Genomic DNA, 21,940 nt, shown 5'->3' with positions numbered 1-21,940 from the left:
TTTCATATATTAAATTTTTAAAATTACAGGCTTTAAAATATTTGATTTTTATTCTCGTGTCCGTAAATTATTTTCATCTTTTTTCATTAAAAAAGCACTAATATTTCCAATACTTTTAGGAATTTTATCATAAGTTTTATAAAAAATGATATTTTGTTTTTTTTCAAATGACAAAAAAAGGCTATCTTTATGTTTTTCCTTTTCTTTCTCCTTACGTTTTCCAATTTTCTTTAGTTCCTTTGTCAATCGCCTATTGTTTATAGTTTCAAGTTGATTAATTTTCACAATCAAATCTCGAATATCCTCATGGGTCAAATCATTCTCATCTACAAAAACACTTAATTTATGACTAAAACTAGCTGTCCCCAAAAGACTCGAATAAGTCATCATAAAGAGAATACAAGTCATAACGAGCATTACTCTTTTTCTTTTATCTATAACTATTTTTCTCACTCCTAAAATTTCAATATTTTAGTTTATTAAAAACTTATTTATTATATCATATTATTGTGCTTTTTGTCTATTATAAAAAAAATGCCTTTGACAAAATAAAAAATTAAAAATTTAATCCTAAAAATTCCATCAAACGCATTTATAAAACTTTAAAATTATTCTATTATTTCTAAAATTGCCTTCGGTTCTTCAACTTTTTCTGGTGTTATTACATATGCATCCAAAATCATATTTTTAGAATCTTGCACATTTTTGTCATCATTGTAATATATTTCGGCGATTTTTTCATTTTTTGATACTTTTTCTCCAACTTTTCTAAAAATATTAATTCCAACTGCATGATCAACTTCATCTTCTTTTTTCGCACGTCCAGCACCTATAATCATTGCGGCTTTTCCAATTTCTTCTGTCTTTATTTTTTTTACATATCCTTCATTTTCAGAAAAAATTTCCATTACAGAGTTAGCTTTCGGAAGTAAGTTATAGTCATTTATAAGCTCTTTATTTCCGCCACTTTCCCCAATAAATTCTGCTAATATTTGCAATGCGCTTCCATTTTTTATTACTTCGTCAATTTTTTCTTTTGCTTCACTAAGCTCTGTTACTTCACCCTTTTCTTTCAAGGCAAGTCCTACGATAGTATAAACAACTTCTTTTACGTCAGCTGCACAATTTCCTTTTAGAAACTCAATAGCCTCAATAATTTCATTTGCATTCCCAACTGCGTGTCCAAGCGGTTCATCCATATTACTAAGCACAACTTTAACTTTTCTTCCAGCACCTTTTCCAATTTCAATCATTCTTTGAGCCAATTTTTTAGCTTGTTCCAAATCTTTCATAAAAGCTCCATCCCCAACTTTTACATCAAGAATTATGACATCTGAATAAATTGCTAATTTTTTACTCATAATACTGCTTGCAATTAATGGAATACTTGGTACAGTTGCAGTTACATCACGCAAAGAATATAATTTTTTATCAAGAGGAACAATTTTGTCACTATAGCCCATCAGCCCAACTCCCGTTTTATTGGCAATTTTTACAAGCTCTTCTTTTGTTGCTGAAAACTTAAATCCTTGAATTGATTCAAACTTGTCAATTGTTCCTCCAGTATGTCCAAGTCCTTTTCCAGATAGTTTCACATTTCCCATTCCAAGTGCTGATAAAATAGGAGAAAGTATTACTGTAACTTTATCTCCCACACCTCCTGTACTATGCTTATCCACAAGAAATCTATCTATCTCATCAAATTTTATCACATCTCCAGAGTCTCTCATTACCATTGTAAATTTCAACAGTTCTTCCTGTGTCATATCATTAAAGTAAACTCCCATAAGAAATGCTGACATCTGATAATCAGGTACATTTCCAGCCAAATATTCATTTAATAAAAACTCTATCTCTGTGTCAGACAGTTTAAGATTATCACGTTTTTTCTCAATTATATCAACTGCTCTCATAAAATCATCTCCTAAATATTTTGATATTATTAAATTCCATTTTAAAAATTAAAATCTTTTTATTCCAATTTCAGATTAATAGTTTAATAAAAATTTTAAGGTAAAGAATAAAGAAAAGATAAAAAGGTTGCAAAAGAATGGCAATCAATCAATTTCCACTCTCAAACAACCATTTATTATTGTACTGAGTATTCAAATAACTTATTTTAGTAAATTTTTACACTTTAATTTTTATGTTTTATTTTTTGAAAAATAATTATAATGCAGGTTTTACTTGAATTTTACCATCTTTAATGTCTTGTTTAATTTGTTCAAGACGTTTGATGTTTTCTTCTCCAATTTTATCTTTTGTAAATTCAAAGTTAGTTGTTCCTACTCCATTTTCCTTGATTCCAAAAACTTGTAATTTTGCTTCAAATTTTCCATCTATAGTAGATTTTACAACATCAAATACTGCGTTATCAACATATTTCATCATAGATGTCAAAATTATTCCTGGATACAAATTATCTTGGTTAGAATCCACACCAATTCCATAAACATTTTTTTCTTTAACTGCTTGGAATACTCCTAGTCCACTTGCTCCAGCAGCATGATAAATAACATCTGCACCTTGTTGAATTAATGTTTCAGTTTTAGCTTTTGCTGATGCTTGATCGTTAAATGAGTTAGTTCCACCAATATATACAGGTAAAACTTTGATATCTGGTTTTACATATTTTGCACCTTGTGTATACCCTGCATAGAATCTCTTAATTAATTCAGATTCGTTCGCACCCACAAATCCAATACTTCCTGTTTTGTCCATCATTCCAGCCAATGCTCCTACCAAGAATGATCCTTCTTGTTCTTTAAACAAAATAGAAGCAACATTTGGTAGTCCATTTACAGTTTCATCAATTATTGCAAATTTTTGATCAGGGAAAGCCTGAGCTACTGCAACTAATGAATCTTTCATGCTGTATCCAACTGCTATAATCAAGTCAAATTCTCCAGATTCTGCAAATTGTGTTAAAGCATTTTTTGCTTCTGTTGACGGGTCTTTTGGCTCATATTCTTTAAAAGTGATTCCTAATTCTTTTTGTGCTTTCTCTAATCCTCTGAAAGTTGCATCATTAAATGATTTGTCACCTTTACCTCCAGTAGAATACACTACTGCAACCGCTTTTTTAGAATTTGTCGCATCTGCAGATGTTTTACCATCTTTTACCTGCTCTCCTGTAGCTGGCTTATTTCCACAAGCTACGACTAACATTAATGCAAAAATTACACTAAAAATTGTAACAATTTTTTTCATTTTCTCCTCCTATAAAATTTTATATTTTTTTCATACTTAATTATACCCTATTTTTTTAAATTTTAAAATACTATCTTCACAAATTTTTTAAAAATTTTTATAAAAAAAAATCAAATTGCTAAAAAATGTAAAATCTAACATCTTTCAGCAGTCTGATTTTCAAAAATTTATTTTACTGTAATATTTTTTTTAATCAACCAATGTCGGTTTAAAATCTTCAACCCAAGGTAGTCCAAATTTATTTAATGCTTCCATAAATGGATCTGGATTCATTTCTTCTACATTAAACACTCCTGGCTTTTTCCATTCACCAGTAAGTACCATTGCAGCTCCTATCATTGCAGGCACTCCTGTTGTGTAAGAAATAGCTTGTGAACTAACTTCTTTGTAACATTCCTCATGATCGCAAACATTGTATACGTAATAAGTTTTTTCTACACCATCTTTTTTACCTCTGAAAATGTTCCCGATGTTTGTCTTACCTTTTGTTCTAGGCCCAAGTGAAGCTGGATCAGGCAATACTGCTGTTAAAAATTGCAATGGAACAATTTGCTTTCCTTCAAATTCTATTGGCTCAATTGAAGTCATCCCAACATTTTCAAGCACTTTTAGATGAGTCAGGTAACTTTGTCCAAAAGTCATAAAGAATCTAATTCTTTTAATACCTTTAATATTAACTGCAAGCGACTCTAATTCTTCGTGGTGCAGTAAGTACATATCTTTTTCACCGATTTGTGGAAAATTGTACACTCTTTTAATTTCCATCGGTTCTGTTTCTACCCATTTTCCATCTTCCCAGTAACTTCCATTAGCTGTAACTTCTCTAATATTAATTTCTGGATTAAAGTTTGTTGCAAACGGGTAACCATGATTTCCTGCATTTGCATCAAGAATGTCAATGTAATTTATTTCATCAAAATAATGCTTTTGTGCATACGCTGAAAACACTCCAGTAACACCTGGATCAAATCCACTTCCTAAAATAGCGGTAATCCCTGCCTTTTCAAATTTTTCTCTATAAGCCCATTGCCATTTATACTCAAATTTGGCTGTGTCCAATGGCTCATAATTTGCTGTATCCAAATAATCAGTCTTAGTTTCAAGACAAGCATCCATAATTGTCAAATCTTGATATGGCAAAGCCACATTTATCACAATATCAGGCTTATATTCATTAATCAATGCCACTAACTCAGGCACATTATTTGCATCCACCTTTGCAGTTTGAATTTCAATTCTTCCAGCATATTTACTTTTTTCAATTCTTTCCTTGATTTCATCGCATTTTGCCTTTGTACGGCTAGCTATCATAATTGAACTAAATACTTCCGAATTTTGTGCACATTTGTGACACACTACATTTGATACTCCTCCAGCTCCGATTACTAATGCTTTTTTTCCCATTAATTTTCCTCCTCAATATAAATTTATTCTTCTAAATATTATTTCAAAATTTTTCTAACCATTTATTTTCAATAATATCACTCTATTTTCCTTTGTTCATATTATACTGTAAAATCTTTATTCTGTAAATTGTTTTTTTTACTTTTTTCTATTCTGTATACAAAAAATACCCAGGCAATATCACACTACTGTCTGAGTATCTTTTATTTAAAATTATTTTCTCACAATAAAAAGTTTATCATCGCCATCATATTCAACTAAAAAAATATCATTAATATCAGAAACATTATACTTTGCAAGTTCTTCCCAAAGCCATTTGTCATCTTTTCCAATATGTTCAAGATTTTCTTGCAGAATTTTTCCTTCCGAAATTAATAAACTTGAATAATTTTCATCATTTTTTTGTATAACAATTAATTGTCCATTTGATTCCATAAATGCATCTTCAATCTCCGATACTTTGAAAATCCCTTTTGTTCTTAATTTCGTGTAGAAATCAGGAATAGAAAGAGTTGCCTGAGCAAAATTTTCTGTTAGCATTTTTCCACCTTTTATTAAGTATACAATTTGTCCATCTATCATTTTTTTTACATTTTTGCTTGAATTTTTTAGAAAATCTATTGTTGTCATTAACAGTCCCCATATTAACAGTACTATTAAAAACTGAACTATTGTTATGCTCGGATTGTAAATTACACCACCAATAATTCCCCCAAGAACATAGTTTCCTATCTGATCTTCTGTTGAAGTCGGTGCCAGCTGGCTTCGTCCGTTTAAATTCATAAATACTACTAAAGCAATAAATCCAATTGTAAGTTTTATCGCCACAGGAATTATAAAATCCAAATTACATCATCTCACTTTCTTTATTATCTTTCCTTTTAAAAAACAAGAAATTTCGCTATTCTTTAAATGTTTTAATTTCATCTACATAAGGAACTGTCATTTGTTCAACCAGAATATTATTGTCTACCCAATGAATCTGATAAAACTTATCCCTTATTTTATAAACTGTATGTTCTGTTATTTCGGGAGTATTTATAAAAATCTCATTTTCTCCAACTTTAAATTTTTCAGCTAATTTTTTGATAACGCTTGCCGAATTTTTATAAACTTTTTCCCGATTATTATTAGCTCTGTAATTTTCAAAATGATACAATCCAAACAAGAAAATAAACATCAAACCAAGCATACTAAGCTGATTATCTCTTAAAGAAATACTTCCTTTAAACCATTTCCAGAATGCAAATAATACAAATGCAATTACAAAAATAATCATAATAAGAAAAAACTTGTCAATTACAAGCTTTTTATTCTCTAAATAAATAAAATTATAAAATTCCATATTTTTAGCATTCTCTCCTTTCTTTATAATTTACATCCTATATAGTATCATTTTTTTATCAAAAAATAAAGAGTTTTATAAAAAAAATAATTTGAATTTCTAAATATGTTTCTAAATTTTATTCTTAAAATTTTCAAATTAGTGATTTTTATTGAAAGTTTATCAAGAAATGATTATTAATAAATATTTTTTATAATTTTCAAGTTTATTAAAAAATAAATTGGAAAAAAATACCAAATTTGCTATAATATATAAGATAAAACTTTTAGAAAAATGGAGAGAAAATTAAATTGGAACAAGATATAAATTTTGATAAAAAAGGAAAAATGAATATTTTAGCACCAGCTGGAAATTATGAAAAACTAGTTTCCGCTGTGAAAGCTGGAGCTAATGAAGTATTTTTTGGTCTGAAAGGATTTGGAGCTAGAAGAAATAATGAGAATCTCGCAATGCAAGAAGTATTCGATGGGATTGATTATGCTCATTCACGTGGAGTTAAGACACTTATGACTTTGAATACAATTTTAAAGGATAGCGAAATTAACAGCATGTATAACAATATTAAAAGAGTTTATGAACACGGAATTGATGGGTTCATTGTACAAGATTTGGGATTTGTTAAGTTTTTGAAGGAAAATTTTCCAAATTTAAAAATTCATGGAAGTACGCAGATGACTGTGGCAAATCATGTAGAAGCCAATAAATTAAAAGAATTAGGACTTACTCGTGTCTGTCTTGCAAGAGAACTTTCATTCGAAGAAATAAAAAGTATCCGTGAAAAAACTGATATTGAGCTGGAAATCTTTGTATCAGGTTCACTTTGTATTTCTTATTCTGGAAATTGCTATATAAGCAGCTTTATTGGAGGAAGAAGCGGAAACCGTGGACTTTGTGCCTATTCCTGCCGTAAAAAGTTTACAGATGAAAATGGAGAAAGTGCTTATTTTTTAAGCCCGAATGATCAGTTATTACAGGAAAAAGAAATCAATATGTTAAAAAATATTGGAATTGATGCGATAAAAGTTGAGGGACGTAAAAAATCGAGTGAGTACGTTTTCGAGACTGTCAGCTACTATGACAATATTTTAAAAGGTACTCCACGTCCGACGGAAAGTTATAAGTTGTTTAACCGTGGATATTCAAAAGGATATTTTTATTTGGATAACAAACTTATGAACTTTAAATATTCTTCAAATTTTGGATATTTTCTTGGAGCAAGAATTGGAGAATCAAATAACTTTAAAATTGATGATGAGCTTATTTTAGGAGATGGTGTTCAATTTGTAGATGAGAATTTTGAGCAGATTGGCGGAGAATATGTAAATAAAATTCGGATTATTGAAGCTGGAAAAAATGAAAATTCTGAAAAGAAAAATAAAAAGCAAAATAGTCACAATGAGAAAGAAAAAGTTCAAAAGGCTAGTAGATTTGACATTGTTTCAATCGGAAAATTACCAAAAGGAACAAAATATATTTACAAAAATTATTCTAAAGAAATTAATGACAGAATTATCCATAATATAAAAGTTTCTAAAAGATATGCCACTGTTAATGCGACATTACTTGCAAAAAAAGGGCAGGAAATCGAACTTACGCTGGAAATTGAAAATTTGAAAAATGAGATAATTTCTGTGACAAAGAAAGGGAGTCTTATTGAACAAGATGCCAAAAAATTGATTACAAAAGAGCAAATCGCAGAGAAAATTGGTGAACTTGGAGATACGACTTTTGAACTTGGTAAAATTCAGATTGATTATGATGGAACTTCGTTCATTCCTTTTAGTGAACTAAAAAATCTCAAAAGAGAATGCGTTTCAGAACTTTTGGAAAAATTGCTTGGCTCTTATAAAAGAACTGCTATTGAGCGAAAAAAATATAATTTTGAACCGATTAATCTGGAAAATGAAAAATTTAAAGATAATAAAAAACCTGTTATTTCAGCACTTGTTACAAATGATGAGCAGGAAAACGCCTGCCATGAAATGGGAATAACAAAAATTTACCGAAAACAGTTTGACGTTGCAAAGGAAAAGAATTTGTCAAAAACAGATAAGATAAAAACAGGTACAAATCTAGTTTCCAATCTTTATCAGGCAATTATGGGAGAAAAAACTGGAGTAAAAGGACAAACGCTGGACTGGAACTTAAATGTTTTCAATAATCATACAATCGAGATGTTTTCTACTTTCAAAAATCTTGAAACAGTATTTTTATCGCCAGAATTAAGTTATCGGCAATTAAAAAACATAAAATCTGATAAACTGAAAAAAGGGCTTGTGATTTACGGTTACCTAAAAGGAATGTATATCGAACATAAAATTTTTGATAAGGAATACAAGGAGCTGGAAGGCGAATTTTATGACAAGTACAAAATTGTAAAAAATGAACTTGATAATATTGAACTCTATCTAGACAAGCCAATGAATCTGATACCAAGGCTGGATGATGTTTATGAACTGAATTTAGATGAATTGAGGCTAGATTTCACATTTGAAACAGCAACGGAAGTGAAAAAAATTATTAAAAGCATTGATACAAAAAGTGGCAAATATACTCCTTATGCCTTTGAGCAGGGAGTCTTATAAAAAAATTTAAAATTTAGTTTTACTATGTTATTATAACTATAAGGAGGAAACTTGGAAACAAAAAATCAGAAGTATCTGGAAAAATTGTATTTACTTTTAGGTGCTTCAATTTTTATACATTATGCTTTAGTTGTCTTATTTAGCATTCTAATATTAATAAATATATTTATAACTGGAGAATATAAAAAAATATTTAAGGACAAGTCGCTCATTACCGTGGGAATTGTTTTGGGATTTTCACTTATAACTTCCGCCTTTTATAAAAATATTTTAGGTCTAATGGCGATCCCAATATTTTTGTGTATCATAGTTGGACGTTATTATACGTTAATTGTTGATGTAGAATTTAAAAAAAATAATTTGGAATGGATGGCAAAATTTTCGGGAATTTCACTTTTAGTGGGAATGGGAGAATTTTTATTCACACATAACAGAATCGGATATTTTGCATACTTTAATCCGAATTATCTAGGAAGTATTATGATGATGTCTGCAATCATAAATTTATATTTTACATTTGAAAAAAAATCAAAAATTAATTTTGCTGTATTTTTAATGAATATTCTGACAATACTGCTTACTGGTTCAAGATCTTCGTTAATTGCAGTTGTTTTAGGAATATTTACATTATTTTTCTACTTTTTACGAAGAAGATATTTTGCTGGATGTATTTTAATTCTTTTATCATATATTTTGGGAGTAGTTTCAGGCGTTTTCCCATTCTTGCGTGAAAGTACGTTAATAGAATATTTCTGGCTAAGAGTCGAAATTATTGATATGGCGTTTAGAATTTTTAAAAAAACCAATATCTTATATGGACATGGAAACTTTTTTTACTACAAATTTACCAATTATGTGTATCCACATTCACATAATGCACTTGTAGAACTGCTTTTAAGTTACGGACTAATTGGAACAATAGCATTATTTGCTGTGTTTTTACGCTACTTGTATGATATTTTGAGAAATGACAGAAATAATGTATTAAAAATTGCTCTAATTGCTGGAATTGTAGTACATAATTTTACCGATTTTGCAATTTTCTGGATACAAACTGTACTGCTGTTTATTATGGCCTTATCTTATAAGGAGCAAAATGAACAGATACGTGGCTACAGGCAGAAACGAAATAAATAAAAAACTGAAAGGAATACCAAAATGAGAGATAACATATATGTGGGGCTTGTCCACTACCCTGTTTATAACAGAAATAACGATGTTGTGGCAACTTCTGTCACAAACTTTGATATACACGATATTTCTAGGACTTGCAGAACTTATGATATAAAAAAATATTTCATTATAACTCCAGTTGATGCCCAGAAAGAGCTGACTGGCAGAATTATCGGCTACTGGACTGAAGGAAATGGGATAGAATTTAACAAAAATAGAAACGAAGCCTTTGAAAATACAGAACTTGAAGATTCTGTCCAAAGTGCTATAGAAACAATTGAAAAAATTGAAGGAAAAAAACCAAAAATTATTACAACTTCAGCAAAAATTTTCCCAAATACTGTTGGATATGCTGATTTAGGCAAGGAAATCGTGGAAGATAATACTCCGTATTTAATTTTATTTGGAACAGGATGGGGACTTACAAATGAAATTATGGATTTATCCTATAAAATTCTGGAGCCAATCCGCGGGAATACCAGATATAATCATTTGTGTGTCAGAAGTGCTGTTTCAATAATTTTAGACAGATTGCTAGGAGAAAACTAAAAATATAACCATAATATGAAAGGACATAAATAAAAAATGAAAGAAAATAATCATAACTTAGTAGGAATTGTGGTAGTTAGCCACAGTAACACACTTGCACAGGAAATTATTAATTTTGTAAAAGTGTTTAAACAGGAAGAATTTGCATTGGAAAACGGGGGAGATGTAAAAAGAGAAGTTTATGGAACAAATGTAGAGAATGTGAAAGAAGCAATAATCCGAGCAGATAATGGAGCTGGAGTACTTGTTTTCGTAGATATGGGAAGTTCTGTATTTAATGCAGCTAAGGCAATAAAAGAGCTGGAAGGAAAAGTTGAAGCAAAAATTGCAGATGCTCCATTAGTGGAAGGAGTAATTTCAGCAGTTGCAGCCAACTTCGATGAAATAGATCTGGATGAATTGAAAATGATTGCAGAAGACAGCAGAAAGTTTACAAAATTGAAAAAAATTTAAGAAAGCGAGAAATTTAACTAAAAAATGGAAAATTTAATAAATATAGGAATAATTGTCGGAACACACCATTTACGTGGAAGTGTCAAAATTAACTCAATTTTTGAAAATATTGAACTTATCGAGAATGAACGTGTTCTTCTTGAAAAAAACGACAAAAAAAGATTATTTGTTGTAAAAAATGTAAAAAGGCTAAATGATAAAAAAGCAATCTTGGACTTTGAAGGGATTGACAATATTAATGCCGCGAAGGAACTGAATGGCTATAAAGTCAAAATTCGTCGTGATTTACTTCCTGAAAGAAATGAAGATGAGTTTTATGTAAAAGACCTGTTTGGAATAGAAGTATTTTCTGAAAATGAAAAAATTGGAGAAGTTACAGATGTTATGGAAACTGCAGCACACAACATCTTAATTATAGAAGATATTAATACAAAAAAAGAAATTATGGTTCCATTAATTGATGAATTTGTAACAAAAATAGACTTTCCAAATAACAGAATCGAAGTAAGCCTGATTGACGGAATGAGAGAATAAAAAGAATTTGAAACTAAACGCAAGAGGTAAAATCAATGAAATTTAACGTACTTACACTATTTCCAGAATTATTTGAACAATATTTATCCCAAACTATACTAAAAAGAGCATCCGAAAGAGATATTATCGACTTTAACATCGTAAACATAAGGGATTATGCCAGAAATAAACACAGCCAGATGGACGACATCCCTTTTGGCGGCGGTGCTGGAATGGTTTTAAAGCCAGAAGCCTACTGGAACTTCTTTTACGAAAACTACGAGTTTTATATCAACGAAAATAATGAAAATTCAAAAAAACCTTATGTAATTTTTTTATCCCCACAAGGAAAACAGCTGACTCACAACAAAGTTACAGAACTTTCAGAAAAAGAAGAAATCGTACTTATTTCAGGTCGTTACGAAGGACTGGACCAAAGAGTAATTGATAAATTTGTAGATGAAGAAATTTCCATTGGAGATTACGTCTTAAGCAGTGGCGATTTACCTTCCCTTGTAATTATGGACTCTGTAATCCGTATAAAAGAAGGCATAATAAAAAAAGAATCCTTTGAAACTGACTCTTTCTATAACGGACTTTTAGGCTTTCCGCAATACACAAGGCCCGTAGAAATTGACGGATACACCGTTCCAGAAGTCCTGCGAAGCGGCAATCATGCTAAAATAGATGAATACCGGCAATTTCATTCGATTGAGAAAACTATGAAGAATAGAATGGATTTGTTTGAGAAAAAGTTGGAAAATATTGATGAGGATTTGGAATTTAAAAAAATTTATAAAAAGTATTTGAAAAAGAAAGATATGTAGTTAGGAGAGTGTATTCAGGATGATTTATGAATTGGACGGGATAAAACCTAAAATATCGGGAGAGGTATTTATTGCTGAAAGTGCTGATGTTATGGGAAATGTAGAACTGAATGACGGAGTAAATATATGGTTCGGTGCGGTACTAAGAGGAGATGTGGAGAAAATAACTATAGGAAAAAATAGCAATGTTCAGGATAATTCGACATTACACACTGATTTTGGACTTCCCTGTGTTGTGGGAGAAAATGTTACTGTAGGTCATAATGTGATACTTCATAGCTGTGAAATAGGAGATAATGTAATCGTAGGAATGGGCAGCACAGTTTTAAATGGATCAAAAATCGCTCCTAACTGTCTTATAGGTGCAGGTTCTTTAGTTACTCATAAAATTCCTTACGAAAAAGGTGTTCTCATTTTAGGAAGTCCTGCTAAAATAGTGAGAAAACTGACTGATGAAGAGATAGAACATATTCAAAAAAATGCTGACCATTATGTGAAAAATGGAAAATTGTTTGCTAAAGCTCTGAAAAAAGAGAATGTCTAAAAAAAGTATAAAGTGTAGTTTGTTTAAGGGCAGCCTAAAGGTTGTCTTTTTTTATTCACTATTGATATTTTTATATTTTCTTAGGAGCAATAAAATTGGAAAATTACTTTGTACTTTAATAACAATGAAGCTAAAATGATAAAAATGGGAAAAATGAAATACTGAAAATTATAAAATAAACTATTTTCTATTATTTCTGTTTAAATAGTAAATGTTAATACATTTTGAATTACAGACTATGTTATATAGCTTAAAATATATCAAAATAGGAGTTTTAAAACATACAGAAACTCCCTTTCTAGCACAATATTAAAAATTACCTATTCAGTTTTATTAAAAAACTTAAACAAATACTTTCCACCTAACCCAATAACAGCACCTATCGCTGCTGCAGTCAATAATCCTGGAATCCATCCGTACATATCAATAACTTTGCTTCCAAGTATGGAAGAAATTACAGAGGTTACTATAATTAATAAATTTTGATATTTTTTACTGCTCACAATTTTTACCTCCACCAACGATATTTTAATTTATTTTATCCTTCTGCGTATATATTACTCTAATTTAAATATTTTGTGAAATTACTTATTAATTAAAATATTTTATAATTAAAGAAAAAATTAGAAACTACAATCGCAAATATTATCAGCAGATACAGAAAATCATTTTTCACAAACTCAGCTAATTTCTTCCTATCTTCAACATTTAATTTTAAAATAAAAAATATCTCCTTGTATCTTCCTTTTGCCAGTCCAATTATAAAAAATATTAATAAAAAGATAATTAAAAAGGCAAAAAATAGACTAACTAGAATTAAAATTAACTCAACTCTTAAAAGAATTAAAGCTTGAGATATTTTCGTTACTGCATTTATAAAAAAATGTATTAAAATAGAATATTTTATTGAATATTTATACGCAACATAAGAAAAGACAATGCCTGTCAAAAATGCTGGAACAATCATCTCTATGTTATAATGAGATAGCCCAAAAAGAAGCGAATTAATAATTATTGCTACTCTAATTCCATATTTTCTCAAATTATTCATTATAACTCCACGAAATACAATTTCTTCCAATATTGGTGCTACAAATACTGCCATTATTACATCTATATACAAAGGCTCATTTATTAAAGGAGTTCTTCCTTTAAATTTAAATATTGATATAATCAATAAATTACAGATATTTCCTATGAAAAAAACTAGTGCAAAATATGTATTAAAGTCTTTTACATTCAATTTTTCATTCGTTTTAAAATATTCATATTTATTATAAGTCTTTAAAAAATAATAAATTATTGGAAGACTAAGTATCCATCTATATATTCTAAACATGTATATATGTCTAAATATGTGACTTTCTATAACTAATGTTTTATTATTCACAAAAATCATAAATACTAGATGAAGCATATAAATTATAAGTGGAATAAAAAAAACATCTTTTCTTGGATTATCCTTTAAATTCACTATTCTCTTCATTCAATTCTGCCTCCTGTTTTATGAATATCATCGCAAAATTTTTAAAGTCAGAAAAGACACTTAAACATGCCTTTTCTTCATAATTAAAATAAATTTTTTCAAACAAAATCACTAATAATTTTTCTTCAAAAGCCCCACAACATCTCTAACTTCATCCATCTTCGCAGTTGCAATGCTTCTAGCCTTATTTGCACCTTCTCGCAAAATTCCATATACATAGTCCATATTATTTTCCAGCTCTTCTCTTTTTTTCTGGAATGGAGAAAAATAATCCATGAATTTATCAAACAATTCATTTTTAGCGTGTCCGTATCCAAAGTTTCCAGCTCTGAATTTTTCCTTCAGCGCTTCCACTTCCGTTTCTGTTGCAAAAAGAGCATATAATTTTGTAATGTTGTTATCAGGATCTTTTGGTTCTTCTAAAGGCGTTGAATCGGTTACAATGCTCATTATTTGTTTTTTCAAGGCTTTTTTTGAACCAAACATATTTATTACATTTCCATAGGACTTGCTCATTTTATCACCATCTGTTCCTGGCACAGTTGCTACATTTTCAACGATTTTTTCTTTTGGCAATTTAAACACTTCCTTGCCGTAAGTTTCATTAAATTTAGTTGCAATATCACGAGTCATTTCCAAATGCTGCTTCTGATCCTTTCCAACAGGCACAATATCTGGCGAATACATTAAAATATCAGCAGCCATAAGTATTGGATAAGTAAAAAGCCCCACATTTGGCTTAATTCCCTTCGCAACTTTGTCCTTGTATGAATGAGCTCTTTCTAATAGCCCCATTGGAGCAATGTTCGATAAAATCCAAGATAATTCAGCATGTTCAGGCACATCTGACTGCAAAAACAGCGTTGATTTATCAGGATTCAGCCCCAAAGCCAAATAGTCCAAAATTACACCAATTGTATTAGCCTTCAAATCCTCTCCTTTTGGTGAAGACGTCAAAGCATGATAATTTGCCAAAAAATAAAATCCTTCATATTCATCCTGCAACTCTACAAACTGCTTAATAGCCCCAAAATAATTTCCAATATGTAAAATCCCGCTGGGTTGTATTCCCGATAAACTTCTCATAAAAACCTCCATAATTCTGTATTATTAAATTTGTCCAATAACTTAATTTTTATTCTATAATTTTTTTAAATACCCCTACCTATCCATAAGTATTCCATTTAAAAATTAGATTATTAAACAGATTCTTTTTCTTTAAAAAACATATTTACATTATATCATTAAAAAAAAATTTTGTAAAATATTGAAAAAGTCGAAGAAATAAGGTAAACTTATATTGATATAATAATTAATTTTAAAGATGTTTTGCTATGCGTTATGTAAATAAAATAAAATTAGACTTAGGAGGAGATATGAAATATTATGTAGGAATCGACTTGGGAGGAACTAACACAAAAATTGGGCTTGTTGATAAACAAGGAAATATTATTTTTACTACTATTGTGAAAACTGATTCAATGGAAGGTTTTTCTGAAACAATTCAAAGATTATCAAAAATTTTGATTACTCAAATTGAAGGAAGTAATATTAATTTTGATGATGTTGTTTCAGTCGGTGTTGGAGTGCCAGGACCTGTGTTAAATTCTAGAGTTGTTAAGTTTTGGGCAAATTTCCCTTGGAAACACGGAGTAGATTTGGCATTGGAATTTGAAAAAAATCTTGGCAAACCAGTAAAAGCTGATAATGATGTTAATGTAATTACACTTGGAGAAATGTGGAAAGGTGCTGCGCGAGGATATAAAAATGTATTAGGGCTTGCTGTAGGAACTGGAATTGGTGGCGGAATTATTGTCGATGGAAAACTTGTAAGTGGAGAACACGGAGCAGGTGGAGAAGTTGGACATATTAAAATTGAGCCAAACGGAAAATTATGTGGATGTGGGCAAAAAGGATGCTGGGAAGCCTATGCTTCTGCTACAGGAATAATTCGTGAAGCAAAAAGCCGTCTTGCAGTAAATAGACAAAACTTGCTTTATGAAATGACAAAAGGTAGAGATTTGGAAGCAAAGGATGTATTTGATGCTGCTAAAAAAGGAGACGCATTTTCAATTGACATTGTAGACTATGAAGCAGAAAAATTAGCATTGGGAATCGGAAATTTACTTAGCATATTAGATCCTGAAATCGTAGTCGTTGGTGGGGGAGTTGCACTTGCTGGAGATTTTCTGTTTGATCGTGTAAAAGAAAAATTAAAAGACGTGGCGTTCCCATCAATTTTGGAAAATTTAAAAATTGTTGCAGCAACTCTTGGGAATGATGCAGGAATTTTAGGTGCTGCTTATCTTGGAATGATGTAATTTACAAACAAATAATATCGGTGCTAAGACTATTTTAAAAAACAAAACTTATATTTTATTTATTTTCTGATAACAAGAACTGTTTTTTTTAAGATCTTATACTAAATTTGCTATTTTATTTAACAATAGTATAGAATTTAAGCATATTAAAAAGACTATATAGATTATTATTAATTTTCCATATAGTCTTTCTTTTTATTTATCTTTTTTCAAATTTTATAATTGAACCGCTGCTAGCATCAATATCAAATTCGTATCTTAGCTTATTTGCAATAAATTCTATTACATAAACAGCTTTTCCACTTTTATTATCTAGCTTTATCTGTTTAAAATTGGCAGCCGATTCTGAAACACCAGCATGTGCCAATGCAATTTCTTTTGCTCTATTTGGTGTTATTTGTGCATCAGAAGTTTTTATGCTTACCATTGGTACTAATTTTATATCATTTTTAGCCATACCACTAATTTCTTTCGCCATCAAATTGACAGAAAGAAGAAATATTATTAAAGCAATTGTATTATTAAATCCTCTTTTTTTAATTTTATTTATCATCTTTTTTTCTCCATAACTCTTTTTTAAATTCTTATTTTTTTTCTTCACTCCAATTAATTATTTTCCCATTATAAACATCAATTTCAAAGTTATAAGCAACACCTCTATAAATAATTTGTCCTTTATAGAAATTATTATTTTCTGAATTAAATTCAAGAACATTTGCAAATGTTGCTCCAGGGACTTTAGCTAAGGCTATTTGCTTCGCTTTAATTGCAGTTATTTTTTTCCTTTCTTTATTCGCAGCTACCACTAACGAACAGATGATTAACATTCCGAATAATGTAATCTTTAAAAAATTTCTCTTCATAGCTTATCATCCCTTTCCTTGTAATTATGTCTATTATTTATTATCTATAACCTAACTTTTTTCTTCAATAAGTTTAATAATATACAATTACTTAATAAATTTCTCCTTTCTTCTAAATCTAATTTTTTCATTTTTCACATATGCATTTTTATAAAATGCTATTTTTTACTTGAGTAACAGTTTGGTATTAATGTTGAGCTAATGTACCATCCTTTCTGACAAGTTAATAATACCATACAAACATTAAAGAAAAATGAGAACTTTTAAATTTTTTTCATTTTTTGAAATTTTTTTAGTTTTTGTATATTATTTTGTGTTAAAAGTCCAGTTATAGAGTGCTTTTTTAATTAATCAGAATGTTGTTTTTGTTTTTTATCTTACAATTAAATTTTTTCTAAAATTATTGTAAAAGTCGTCCCTTTTCCAATTTTACTTTCTACAAAAATTTCTCCATTATGCAGTTCTATAATTTTTTTTACCATTGAAAGCCCTAGTCCTGAATTATCACCACTTTTGGAAGAATCCACCTGATAAAAACGTAACCATATTTTATCTAGCTTATCTTCTTCAATTCCTATTCCATCATCAGAAATTTTACTGATAATTTTATCATTTTCAGAAAAAAGCTCTATTGTTATTGTTCCATCTCGCTTTCCATAACAAATTGCATTTGAAATTAAATTTGTAAAAACACGAATTATCATCATTTCATCAATATTTACATAAATTGCAGGAGCGATTTTTGTAATAAATTTTATATTTTTAGTATTTGCACTTGAAATCTGTGTTTCTATTGTCATTTCAATTAATTCACTTAAATCAATATGTTCCAGCTTTAACTTTTGCTTTCCACGTTCCATTCTTGCTAAAGTTAGTAGCTGGGATACCAATTTTGACATTTTTTGCCCTTCCTTTTCGATAATTCCAAAGGACTTTTTAGCTTCTTCAATTGAATTTATATAGCCTTTTCCATATTCAGCTTGTGTCAAAATTACTGTAATTGGAGTTCTAAGCTCATGTGAAACATCTGAAGTAAATTGTACTTCATTTTCAAAGGATGCCTGAAGTCTGTCAAACATGACATCAAAGGTATTTGCAAGTATATGAAGTTCGTCATCACCTTTTTTCAAATTAATTCGTTGAGATAAATCGTTACCTTCATTAATTTTTTCTGCAATTCTTCTGATTTGTTCAATCGGTCTAAACGCATTTCGTGTAATAACATAACCACCAATTGCTGAAAGTATAAGGAAAAATGGTAAAATTATAATAGAAATCTGGATAACTGTTTCAATCGCACTTGATTGGCCAATATTAGGCATTACACCTCTAATCCAGACTTTTCCATAGTTATCCAGCTTGATTGTTTTGTTATAAACATACCATTTCTGATTGTTACTCCTAATTATCATAATTTTATCGTCTTTAGATTTACTGTTATCCATCTCAAAGCCATTTGGCGAATTTCCATAAAGAAATTTAAAATCCTTATCATAAATAGCAATTTCCACATTTTGAATCATTGTATCAAAATTGCTGTCGATGATAATTTCTCCATTTTTTATAGTTAAATAGTCAAGTCTATGTTTGACTACATCTTTCAAATAAGTACGGACACTTGAATGAATAATATTTTCACTTATATAAAAAACTATAGCCAGCGATGAAAATACAAGCAAAATCATAATTCCCATGTACCATAAGCCAATTTTTAACTTTATTGAACTGTTATTAAAAAATCTTTTCATTGTTTATTTTTATTCCTTTTTATTTAAGATTTAAAACCTATTCAACCTTTAACACATATCCAACTCCACGAATTGTATGAATCAATTTAGGTTCAAAATCCTTATCAATTTTTCGTCTTAAATACCTTATATAAACATCAATTACATTTGTGCCACCTTCATAATCATAATTCCAAATATGCTGCTCAATTTGTTCCCTAGACAAGACACGCTCTTTATTCCTAATCATATATTCCAAAATCGTAAATTCCCTTGTTGACAATTTTATAGAGATTTTATCTCGAAAAACATCGTGAGATTTACAATTAACAGTTAAATTTGCAATTGAAAAAACATTACTTGCATTAGAATTATTAGTTGTCGGATTTCTACGTAAAAGTACTCTTATCCTAGCCATAAGCTCGTCAAAAGCAAATGGTTTCACAAGATAGTCGTCAGCTCCATAGTCAAGCCCTTTTACCCTATCTTCTATACCATCTTTTGCAGTGAGAAGTAAAACTGGTGTTTTTATACCTTTTTCCCTTATTCTTTTTAAAATTTTAAATCCATCTATTCCTGGAAGCATAATATCAGAAACAATAACATCGTATTCAGCTGAAAAAATGTAATCAAGTGCATCTTTTCCATTAAAACAGCTATCTACACAATATTTTTCTAATACCAGCTTTTTTACAATTATATCATTCAAATTTTTTTCATCTTCAATTACTAAAATTCTCATTATTCAAAAAACCTCCTTAAAATTTTTTCTAACAGCGTTATCTTTTGGCTACTGTTGAAAATACAAATTTATCAGGTCTATAAGAATTTATACCATATTGAAATAAAGTTCCATTAGATAAGTATGTATAACTTTCTATAACAACAACTGAATCAAAATTTTTTAAATCCATGTATTTTTTTTCATCTTCAGTAGCATACCTAAATTTTATTTCCCTTCGTGAATGCGATATTTTTAAATGTAATTTTTTTTCCAGATAATTATAAATTGAACTTTCAGCAATTTTTTTATCCAGGAAAGGTACAACTCTTTTATTCAAATATGTAATCTCATACTCAAGTGCTTCCCCATCCAGTACACGAGTACGTGAAACCTTGTAAAATGAAACATCATCAGACACTTCAAAAACATCCATAATTTCCTTAATTCCACTAACAATTTCCATTTCAATTAAGTTAGTATGAATATCAATATTTTCAATTTTATTAAGTTCTTTTGAAGTTCTCAAGTTTGATAAGCTATTTTTAAAACGTCCATTTTCTAAAACCATGGAATTTTTACCTTTTATTTTTTGAATATATCCATCCAGTTCAAGCATGGAAAGAGCTTTTCTTATAGTATCTTTAGAATACGAATATTTATGTGCCAAATCTGATTCACTTTTTAAAAATTCCCCAGCCTTGAATGTCCCATTTGTTATTTTTTCTTTTATGTCATTATAAACTTCTTTATATTTGCTCACAGGCATATCTCCTTTCAAGAAATATCAATTTTATTATAGCCCATAAATTGCAAAATGACAATGGCAAAAAACATATAAAAACAAGGAGAATAAAATTTTCTCCCTGTTCTAAAAAAATAATTATAAAAATATATTTCCATCTTCATCAATTGCCTTGTATGCTGGACGGATCAATTTTTTATCCACAAGAATCTGCTCCATCCTGTGTGCATTCCAACTGGCTATTCTCGACAATGCAAATAATGGTGTAAATATGTTTTGCGGAATATTCAGAAGTCTATACACAAAGCCTGAATACAAATCAACATTAGCACAAATTTCAAAATCCTTGCCTTTTAATTCTTTTCCAATTTCTTTCGTAAATTTTTCAACATTTGAAAAAAGCTCAAATTCTTCAAGCGCATCTTTTTCCTTTGCCAGTTCATAAGCCTTTTTTTTCAAAATTTCAGCACGTGGGTCTGAAACTGTATAAACTGCATGCCCCATTCCATAAATTCGTCCTGTCTTGTCAAATGCTTTTTTCTCAAATATTTTTTTCAAATATTCTTTTAATTTTATTTCATCATAAGGATTTGAATTTTTTTTCATATCTTCTATCATTTTTGTAACCATCGAATTTGCTCCACCATGCATAGGCCCTTTTAATGAGCCAATTGAAGCAGAAATTGAAGAATAGGTATCTGTTCTTGTGGAAGAAATTACGTGCGAAGTGAATGTTGAATTATTTCCACCACCGTGTTCTGCGTGTATAACTAAAATTAAGTCCAGTATTTCAGATTCCAGTTTTGTAAATTTGCTGTCGCTTCTAAGCATATGAAGAATATTCTCAGCAATGCTATATTCCTCCATTGGATTATGAATTATCAAACTCTTTTTAAAATGCTTGTAATTGCATGCCTGATAACAGTATACTAATAAACTTGGAAATTTTGCAATTAAATTTAAAGACTGATCTATTAAATTTGATAAACTCACGTCATCTGGATTTTCATCCAATGTGTACAGGCATAAAACAGCTCTCTGAAGATGATTCATTATATCTGTGCTAGGTTTTCGTAAGATAAAATCCTCTATAAATTCATCTGGCAAGTGTCTGTACTCTTTCAACGTGCTTACAAACATTTTTAATTCGAAATTAGAAGGAACTTTTCCAAAAAGTAGCAAAAACATTGTTTTTTCAAAGCAAAATGTCTTCTCTTCCTCAAACTGCTCAACAAGCTTGTCAATCGAAATTCCTCTATAATAAAGCTTTCCTTTTTCTGGAATCTTTTTCCCTTTTTTGTTTACCGAATACCCTAAAACTGACCCAATTTTAGTTAATCCAACCAGAACCCCTGTCCCATTTTTATTCCTAAGCCCTCTTTTCACATCAAGCTTATTATAAATATCGTCTGAAATTGAATTGTTCTGATTAAATAACGTGCCAAGCTCATTTATAAAATCACTTTTCATAATG

At 29.6% G+C, this 21,940-nt stretch carries 23 protein-coding genes; 8 read left to right on the top strand and 15 right to left on the bottom strand.

All coding sequences use genetic code 11. The features are described 5' to 3' along the window. Positions 1–48: 48 nt before the first annotated feature. The 6 genes from ACZ5B9_RS05330 to ACZ5B9_RS05305 form a co-directional block, all read right to left on the bottom strand. Positions 49–453 carry a hypothetical protein gene (locus ACZ5B9_RS05330; RefSeq protein WP_464423669.1) on the bottom strand — a complete coding sequence of 135 codons (405 nt, stop codon included), beginning with the start codon at positions 451–453 and terminating at the stop codon, positions 49–51. Positions 454–608: 155 nt separating this feature from the next. Then, complete coding sequence (locus ACZ5B9_RS05325) at positions 609–1,913, bottom strand: thymidine phosphorylase (RefSeq protein WP_464423668.1); 1,305 nt, start codon at positions 1,911–1,913, stop codon at positions 609–611. Positions 1,914–2,169: 256 nt separating this feature from the next. Then, positions 2,170–3,210, bottom strand: coding sequence for a BMP family lipoprotein (locus ACZ5B9_RS05320; RefSeq protein WP_147005697.1), 1,041 nt, complete (start codon positions 3,208–3,210; stop codon positions 2,170–2,172). Between the two features lie 189 nt (positions 3,211–3,399). Then, positions 3,400–4,614, bottom strand: coding sequence for a saccharopine dehydrogenase family protein (locus ACZ5B9_RS05315; protein WP_464423667.1), 1,215 nt, complete (start codon positions 4,612–4,614; stop codon positions 3,400–3,402). Positions 4,615–4,827: 213 nt separating this feature from the next. After that, positions 4,828–5,460 carry a DUF421 domain-containing protein gene (locus ACZ5B9_RS05310; protein ID WP_464423666.1) on the bottom strand — a complete coding sequence of 211 codons (633 nt, stop codon included), beginning with the start codon at positions 5,458–5,460 and terminating at the stop codon, positions 4,828–4,830. 55 nt (positions 5,461–5,515) lie between these two features. Then, positions 5,516–5,959: a DUF3290 family protein gene (locus ACZ5B9_RS05305; RefSeq protein WP_464423665.1), complete on the bottom strand. Its 444-nt coding sequence runs from the start codon at positions 5,957–5,959 to the stop codon at positions 5,516–5,518. Between the two features lie 326 nt (positions 5,960–6,285). On the opposite strand from ACZ5B9_RS05305, the gene ACZ5B9_RS05300 reads away from it, so the two are divergent. The 7 genes from ACZ5B9_RS05300 to ACZ5B9_RS05270 are packed head-to-tail and all read left to right on the top strand — an operon-like array spanning position 6,286 to position 12,603. Then, positions 6,286–8,544 carry a peptidase U32 family protein gene (locus tag ACZ5B9_RS05300; protein ID WP_464423920.1) on the top strand — a complete coding sequence of 753 codons (2,259 nt, stop codon included), beginning with the start codon at positions 6,286–6,288 and terminating at the stop codon, positions 8,542–8,544. A gap of 51 nt (positions 8,545–8,595) precedes the next feature. Continuing rightward, on the top strand, positions 8,596–9,681 hold the full coding sequence (locus tag ACZ5B9_RS05295) for an O-antigen ligase family protein (RefSeq protein ID WP_464423664.1): 1,086 nt from the start codon (positions 8,596–8,598) through the stop codon (positions 9,679–9,681). Positions 9,682–9,702: 21 nt separating this feature from the next. Then, positions 9,703–10,266, top strand: a complete 564-nt coding sequence (locus ACZ5B9_RS05290) for an RNA methyltransferase (protein ID WP_026746164.1) — start codon at positions 9,703–9,705, stop codon at positions 10,264–10,266. A 36-nt stretch (positions 10,267–10,302) separates the two neighbouring features. Then, positions 10,303–10,719 (top strand): PTS-dependent dihydroxyacetone kinase phosphotransferase subunit DhaM, encoded by a 417-nt coding sequence (locus ACZ5B9_RS05285; protein ID WP_464423663.1) that lies wholly within the window; start codon positions 10,303–10,305, stop codon positions 10,717–10,719. 24 nt (positions 10,720–10,743) lie between these two features. Continuing rightward, positions 10,744–11,253 (top strand): ribosome maturation factor RimM, encoded by a 510-nt coding sequence (gene rimM / locus ACZ5B9_RS05280; protein WP_464423662.1) that lies wholly within the window; start codon positions 10,744–10,746, stop codon positions 11,251–11,253. A gap of 35 nt (positions 11,254–11,288) precedes the next feature. Beyond that, complete coding sequence (trmD, locus tag ACZ5B9_RS05275; RefSeq protein ID WP_464423661.1) at positions 11,289–12,059, top strand: tRNA (guanosine(37)-N1)-methyltransferase TrmD; 771 nt, start codon at positions 11,289–11,291, stop codon at positions 12,057–12,059. Between the two features lie 19 nt (positions 12,060–12,078). Continuing rightward, the gene (locus ACZ5B9_RS05270; protein ID WP_464423660.1) at positions 12,079–12,603 is read left to right on the top strand and encodes a gamma carbonic anhydrase family protein; all 525 of its coding nucleotides are present in this window, start codon (positions 12,079–12,081) and stop codon (positions 12,601–12,603) included. A 320-nt stretch (positions 12,604–12,923) separates the two neighbouring features. On the opposite strand, the gene ACZ5B9_RS05265 is transcribed toward ACZ5B9_RS05270, so the two are convergent. The 3 genes from ACZ5B9_RS05265 to trpS all read right to left on the bottom strand — a co-directional run bounded on the left by ACZ5B9_RS05265 (position 12,924) and on the right by trpS (position 15,175). Continuing rightward, positions 12,924–13,106, bottom strand: coding sequence for a hypothetical protein (locus ACZ5B9_RS05265; RefSeq protein WP_039901140.1), 183 nt, complete (start codon positions 13,104–13,106; stop codon positions 12,924–12,926). Positions 13,107–13,198: 92 nt separating this feature from the next. Further along, entirely contained in the window at positions 13,199–14,089 is an 891-nt protein-coding gene (locus tag ACZ5B9_RS05260; RefSeq protein WP_464423659.1) for a lysostaphin resistance A-like protein, read from the bottom strand. Positions 14,090–14,200: 111 nt separating this feature from the next. After that, a complete protein-coding gene (trpS, locus tag ACZ5B9_RS05255; RefSeq protein WP_036070869.1) occupies positions 14,201–15,175 on the bottom strand; it encodes a tryptophan--tRNA ligase in 975 nt (324 codons plus the stop codon). 290 nt (positions 15,176–15,465) lie between these two features. On the opposite strand from trpS, the gene ACZ5B9_RS05250 reads away from it, so the two are divergent. After that, positions 15,466–16,410 (top strand): ROK family protein, encoded by a 945-nt coding sequence (locus ACZ5B9_RS05250; protein WP_464423658.1) that lies wholly within the window; start codon positions 15,466–15,468, stop codon positions 16,408–16,410. A 199-nt stretch (positions 16,411–16,609) separates the two neighbouring features. Here the strand turns inward: ACZ5B9_RS05250 and ACZ5B9_RS05245 are convergent, their stop codons facing one another. The 6 genes from ACZ5B9_RS05245 to ACZ5B9_RS05220 all read right to left on the bottom strand — a co-directional run bounded on the left by ACZ5B9_RS05245 (position 16,610) and on the right by ACZ5B9_RS05220 (position 21,936). Then, the gene (locus ACZ5B9_RS05245; protein ID WP_464423657.1) at positions 16,610–16,963 is read right to left on the bottom strand and encodes a PepSY domain-containing protein; all 354 of its coding nucleotides are present in this window, start codon (positions 16,961–16,963) and stop codon (positions 16,610–16,612) included. Between the two features lie 31 nt (positions 16,964–16,994). Continuing rightward, on the bottom strand, positions 16,995–17,273 hold the full coding sequence (locus ACZ5B9_RS05240) for a PepSY domain-containing protein (protein WP_036070863.1): 279 nt from the start codon (positions 17,271–17,273) through the stop codon (positions 16,995–16,997). Positions 17,274–17,656: 383 nt separating this feature from the next. Then, positions 17,657–19,021, bottom strand: a complete 1,365-nt coding sequence (locus ACZ5B9_RS05235; protein WP_464423656.1) for a sensor histidine kinase — start codon at positions 19,019–19,021, stop codon at positions 17,657–17,659. A 37-nt stretch (positions 19,022–19,058) separates the two neighbouring features. Continuing rightward, on the bottom strand, positions 19,059–19,742 hold the full coding sequence (locus ACZ5B9_RS05230; RefSeq protein ID WP_464423655.1) for a response regulator: 684 nt from the start codon (positions 19,740–19,742) through the stop codon (positions 19,059–19,061). Between the two features lie 37 nt (positions 19,743–19,779). Further along, a complete protein-coding gene (locus tag ACZ5B9_RS05225) occupies positions 19,780–20,484 on the bottom strand; it encodes a UTRA domain-containing protein (RefSeq protein ID WP_464423654.1) in 705 nt (234 codons plus the stop codon). A 120-nt stretch (positions 20,485–20,604) separates the two neighbouring features. Continuing rightward, positions 20,605–21,936 carry a citrate/2-methylcitrate synthase gene (locus ACZ5B9_RS05220; protein WP_464423653.1) on the bottom strand — a complete coding sequence of 444 codons (1,332 nt, stop codon included), beginning with the start codon at positions 21,934–21,936 and terminating at the stop codon, positions 20,605–20,607. Between the last annotated feature and the right edge of the window lie 4 nt (positions 21,937–21,940).

The sequence above is a fragment of the Leptotrichia sp. SK-5 genome, assembly GCF_055387215.1.
Note: the sequence above shows the minus strand (reverse complement) of the source record. Positions and strands in the feature narration are given on the sequence as shown.